5 protein-coding genes and 1 pseudogene are annotated in these 5,108 nt (G+C 66.0%); all 6 read left to right on the top strand.

What is annotated here, in order from left to right:
- Nucleotides 1-79: 79 nt before the first annotated feature.
- On the top strand, nt 80-658 hold the full coding sequence (locus D456_RS0118305; RefSeq protein WP_017577636.1) for a TetR/AcrR family transcriptional regulator: 579 nt from the start codon (nt 80-82) through the stop codon (nt 656-658).
- Between the two features lie 34 nt (nt 659-692).
- Nucleotides 693-1,547 (top strand): ABC transporter ATP-binding protein, encoded by an 855-nt coding sequence (locus tag D456_RS0118300; RefSeq protein ID WP_017577635.1) that lies wholly within the window; start codon nt 693-695, stop codon nt 1,545-1,547.
- Nucleotides 1,544-3,073: a fluoroquinolone export ABC transporter permease subunit gene (locus tag D456_RS0118295; protein WP_017577634.1), complete on the top strand. Its 1,530-nt coding sequence runs from the start codon at nt 1,544-1,546 to the stop codon at nt 3,071-3,073. The genes D456_RS0118300 and D456_RS0118295 overlap by 4 nt, the downstream gene beginning before the upstream one ends.
- Nucleotides 3,074-3,281: 208 nt before the next feature.
- Nucleotides 3,282-3,467: pseudogene (locus tag D456_RS27815) on the top strand (DUF2637 domain-containing protein); the annotation flags it as partial.
- Between the two features lie 535 nt (nt 3,468-4,002).
- Nucleotides 4,003-4,149 carry a hypothetical protein gene (locus D456_RS25830; RefSeq protein WP_017577630.1) on the top strand — a complete coding sequence of 49 codons (147 nt, stop codon included), beginning with the start codon at nt 4,003-4,005 and terminating at the stop codon, nt 4,147-4,149.
- 325 nt (nt 4,150-4,474) lie between these two features.
- Nucleotides 4,475-5,089: a DUF2637 domain-containing protein gene (locus D456_RS0118270; protein ID WP_239643884.1), complete on the top strand. Its 615-nt coding sequence runs from the start codon at nt 4,475-4,477 to the stop codon at nt 5,087-5,089.
- The last annotated feature ends 19 nt before the right edge of the window (nt 5,090-5,108 follow it).

Raw genomic sequence — 5,108 nt, 5'->3', positions numbered from 1 at the left:
TGGAGAAGGGACGGCTGGCATGAGGCATTGACGAAATAATGTTATCTACTAACATTTTGGGTGTGAGAGGAAGGTGGCCATGAGCGGAGGCTCGCGCCCGTCGAAGAGTCAGCGGACCCGTGCCACCCTTCAGGAGATTGCTCTCCGGCTCTTCGACGAGCAGGGGTATGAAGCCACGTCCGTCGCCCAGATCGCCCAGGAGGCCGGCGTCTCCCACATGACTTTCTTCCGCCACTTCCCGTCCAAGGAAGAGGTCGTGTTGGAGGACGAGTACAACCCCCTGCTCGAAGAGCTGATCCGCGGCCAGCCCGCCACCGTCTCCGGTGTGGAGAGGGTCCACGCAGCGGTTCTGACCGGTTTGGAGCGCTTGGGCGAGAGCGACCGGTACGCCCTCCTCCGCCGGGTCGGGTTGCTGTTGTCCATCCCCGCTCTGCGTTCCCGGATCGACGAGAACCTCGCCTCCGCACGGACCGCCTTCGAACGGGGGTTGGCCGCCGACGGGGAGGACGGAACGCCCTCGCTGGCCGTGCGAGCGGTGGCCGCCGCCTGCTCCGCCGTCCTGTCCGCAGCCGTCGTCGACTGGGCCCAGGGCGAGGGTGAACAGGACCTCGCCGGGCTCGTCGACGAAGCCTTCCGCGCGCTGCGGGGCGCGGTATGAAATGTGAAAACCACCGACACTCTTGAGGACCCCCATGGCCGAACCGGTCATCACCGTCGAGAAACTCTGTGTTCGCTACCCGGGCAGCGACGCCCTCGCGGTCCGAGAAATGGACTTCACAGTAGCGAAAGGAGAAGTGTTCGGCTTTCTCGGCCCAAGCGGGGCCGGCAAATCCACCACCCAGCGGGTGCTCACCCGTCTCCTGCGCCGCTACGAGGGGAAGGTGAGCGTACTGGGCAGACCTCTCCACGACTGGGGTCCGGAATACTTCGAGCGCGTGGGAGTGGGGTTCGAGCTCCCGGCCGGTTTCGGCAAACTGACCGCTCGCGAGAACCTGGCCGCCTTCGCCTCCCTGTACCGAGGACCGGTCGAGGACCCGGACACCCTGCTCGAAAGGGTCGATCTGGGGGACGCCGCCGATCGTAGGGTCAGCGACCTGTCCAAGGGCATGAAGATGCGGCTGAACCTGGCACGAGCGCTCGTCAACAGACCCGAACTCCTCTTCCTGGACGAACCCACCTCGGGCCAGGACCCGGTACGTGCCGCACTGCTGCGCGGGGTCGTCCGGGAGGCGGCCGATGCGGGCTGCACGGTCTTTCTCACCACACACGACATGTCCACCGCCGACCTGCTCTGCGACCGACTCGCCTTCGTGACCCGGGGGAGCATCTCGGCGATCGACACCCCGCGCGACTTCAAGCTCCGTTACGGCAGCCCCGGACTCGTCGCCGAAGTCAAGGGCGAGGAGCCCAAGGAGCTGTCCATGGAAGCCCTCGCCGACGACACCGACCTGCTGGAACTGCTCAGAGCGGGAGCGGTGGAGACCCTGCACACCAGAGAAGCATCCCTGGACGATGTTTTCGCCACCGTGACCAGGGAGAAGCTGTGAGCCGCCTTCTTGCCGCCACGGTTCTGGAAGCACGGGTCGAGTTGCGCTACGGCATCGTCCCGGCCGCCGCGGCCCTCGGAGTGGTCTGGACCCTGCTCCTGTTCGCCGTTCCGGTGGGGACAGCCGGGATCGTGGCGCCCTATCTGCTGTTCCTGGACACGGCGGCCTTCGGTGCTCTCTTCGCGGCAGCCCTGCTGTTGTTCGAGCGGACCGAGGGCGCACGCGATGCGCTGAACGTCACCCCGCTGCGCTACACCGAGGCGATCTCCGCCAAGCTCACGATGCTCACGGCGCTGTCCCTGCTCATCGCTCTGCCCATGACGGTGGTTGCCGCGCGCGACCGGATCGGCGACCTCCTCCAGGTCCTGGTCCCCGTCATGGCCGGGGTCGCGTTGACCTCGTTGTTGCTGCTCGCGCTGTGTCTGATCACCGGTGCCAGGACGAGGGACCTCTCAGGGTTCCTGTTGGTCGCACCTCTCGGTGTAGGCCCGTTGATCATCATGCCCCTGGTGCACATCTCCGGGCTCTTCGAGCACCCGCTGCTGTACCTGGTGCCGAGTACGGTGGGGGCCGACCTCATCCGGTTGGGCACGGCTCCCGCGTCCGTGGAAGCGGATCCCCTGGTGCTGGGACTGGGCACGATCTACGCGCTGGTATGGGTGGTGGCGTCGGTCTTCGTGGCCCGTCGCGCCTTCGAGAACGGCCCGGTCCCCGTTGCGCCCCCACGTGCCGACAGCGGTTCGCGCGAAGCTTCCGCCGTCGGCCCGGTCACGGGCCGTGGCAACCTTCCGGCGGTCGTGCGTTTCGCACGGATCGACCTCTTCGGCGCGGGGCGGGACCCCTTGCTGTTGCTCATGCTCTGCGCACCGGTGCTGTTGGCGCTGGTCATCCGTTTCTTCTTCCCCGTGGCCACGGATTTCCTCCGAAGTTCCTACGGGTTCGACCTGGAGCCGCACTCCCCGGTGATCCTGGCCGCGCTGGTCCTGCTGCACGTGCCGATGATGTTCGGAGTGGTGGGGGGATTGCGTGCCGTTGAGGACATGGACGAGAGCGTCCTGCTGGTCCTGCGGGTCACCCCCCTCTCCTTGCCCGTCTACCTCGCCTACCGGATGGCCGTCATCGGGGTCCTCACGCTCCTGGGTCTGGCCATCGCTCTGCCTCTGAGCGGTCTCCTGGTCGGGGGGTGGTCGGCCGGAATGGCCGTCGCCGTGCTCCTGGCGGCGCTCCAGGCACCGATCCTGCTGACGGGAATGACCGCCCTGGCCTCGAACAAGGTCGAGGCGATGGTGGTGGTCAAGGGGATCGGTGCCCTGCTGGTCCTGAGCCCGGTCGCTGCGTGGCTCCTTCCGGCCCCCTGGAACCTTCTGCTGTTGCCGCTGCCTCCCACTTGGCCGGTTCTGGCGCTCCCCGGTTACACCTCCGGGCCGTTGGGCGTGTGGGTGCTGCTGCTCGGGGGGTTCCTGATGACCGCTGTCGTAACGGCCGCGTTCCTGCGCCGCACGGTGGACAGGCTCGGCGACGGGTGAACCGTTTCCGGTGCCCTGAGCTCCACGGTCGGACGGGGCCGCGCCTGACCTGACGAACGGAAACACGAAAAATGGAGGTCCAGCTCGAGCTGGACCTCCACAACGTGTTCCGAAAGTTGGTGTCCGAGGGGGACCCGAACATTCCCCAAACGGGACAAATCTCCTGACCCTGTCCACCGAACTGGTGCTGGATGGGCGGTGACCTGCGATGGATCCTTCCCGCTGGTCCCGCTGGACCACCATGATCCCGGTTCTGATGCCGGCGCTGATCGCGGCCGTCGTCAGCTATTCCCACATGTACGAGCTGGTGCTGTGCCACGGTGAACCCGAGTGGCGGGCTGCGCTGTTCCCGCTGTCGGTCGACGGCATGCTCGTCGCTTCCCCCATGACGTTGCTGAGCGACGCCCGCAGCGGCCGTAAGGGCGGTGTACTGCCGTGGGTGTTGTTGATCATCGGGTCGGGGCTTCCTTGGTGGCCAACATCGCGGTGGCGGATCCGACCATGTGGTCGCGCATCATCCATGCCTGGCCGAGCTTCGCGCTGATCGGTGCGTACGAGTTGCTCATGCGCCAGTTCCGTGCGAACGCCGCAGGCGTACGCAGTGTTCACGCAGAGCACACACGACGACGAGAGCCCAGAGGACGAGGGCGGGACCCTCCGGAAGAAAACCAGGGGCCGCATTTGCGCGTGGTCACGGCCGAGGCTCCTGCAGAAACCCCGGATGTTGAGGGGGATGTTGGCGCAGGCCCCACGCACGTGGAGGTGGGCCGAGGTGCTGGGCCCGTGGAGACGTGTGCAGTGCACGCGGGGAAGGCATCTGTTGAAAACAAAAATCCAATACGTTTTCTTGTTCGTAGGGGCTCGATGGGCGCGACGGCCGAGGCGGCACTTCGGCCACCCGGAGCACAGCGAACGAGGAGAGGGGCCACATGCCACCGGGGTTCTCGGACCAGGAGAAGGAACGCATCAGGAGCCGGTTGCTGGAATCGGGGCAGGACCTGTTCACCGCACGCGGCCTGCGCAAGACTTCCTTGGACGATCTGGTCGCGCCCGCAGACATCAAGCCGGATGGGTAAGGACGACATCATGAACATCGTCGAAGCGCTCGGCACATCGCCGACGTACTCCGCCGAGCCGACCCCGCGACAAGGCCGAGGTCTACAAGGGGCTCGGTCTACGGTTGCGCTACCAGCCTGCACACAACACTGTGCGGGCCGAGGTAAACCTCGACCCGCACCAGAGTCTCAACCACCCCTATGGGGAAATGGTTCGTGTCCGAGGGCGGACTCGTCAGTTACCTACATGCCCCTCACGGTCTCCACCGATCTGATCTTGGACGGGCGGTGACCGGTGATGGATGCTTCCCGCTGGTCCCGGTGGACAACCATCAGCGCCGTTCTCATGCTTGCTGTAATTGCCGCCGTCGTGTCCTACTCGCACATGTATGAGCTGGCGCTGCGCCACGGCGAACCCGAGTGGCGCGCGGCACTGTTCCCCCTCTCGGTAGACGGCATGATCGTGGCCTCCTCCATGACGCTGCTGAGCGACGCTCGCAACGGCCGCAAGGGCGGAGTACTGCCCTGGGCGCTGTTGATCATCGGGTCCGGCGCCTCCCTGGCGGCCAACGTCGCGGTGGCGGATCCGACCATGTGGTCGCGCATCATCCACGCCTGGCCCTCGTTCGCGCTGATCGGTGCGTACGAGCTGCTCATGCGTGAGTTCCGCGCGAACGCTGCGGGCGTACGCGGTGCTCACGTAGACCGTACGCACGACGACGAGAGCCCAGAGGATACAGACCAGGCAATAGCCTCCTCGGAGGAAAGCTCGGAACGGCCACATCTGCACGTGGTTCCTGCGCAGGACTCCTCATCCGGCCAAGCGGTCATGGAAAAGGTGGATGATGATCCGTTCGTTCCACAGGTTCAGCGCGAAGCATGGGCGTGGGCTCTGGAGAACCGCCGAGAGGACGGCTCGCTTCCTAGTGCCGTGGCCGGGAACGTTCACCCGGGTGAGTGATCGATGCCAGGGTTGACCG

Source organism: Nocardiopsis kunsanensis DSM 44524, from assembly GCF_000340965.1.
GTDB classification, from domain to species: Bacteria; Actinomycetota; Actinomycetes; order Streptosporangiales; family Streptosporangiaceae; genus Nocardiopsis; species Nocardiopsis kunsanensis.
This window is presented reverse-complemented; position numbering and strand designations above follow the sequence as displayed.

What these genes read in the sequence shown, in the direction of transcription:
- D456_RS25830 (WP_017577630.1), top strand. Translation starts at nt 4,003, where the DNA reads ATGCCACCGGGGTTCTCGGACCAGGAGAAGGAACGCATCAGGAGCCGG.
- D456_RS0118270 (WP_239643884.1), top strand. Translation starts at nt 4,475, where the DNA reads ATGCTTGCTGTAATTGCCGCCGTCGTGTCCTACTCGCACATGTATGAG.
- D456_RS0118300 (WP_017577635.1), top strand. Translation starts at nt 693, where the DNA reads ATGGCCGAACCGGTCATCACCGTCGAGAAACTCTGTGTTCGCTACCCG.
- D456_RS0118305 (WP_017577636.1), top strand. Translation starts at nt 80, where the DNA reads ATGAGCGGAGGCTCGCGCCCGTCGAAGAGTCAGCGGACCCGTGCCACC.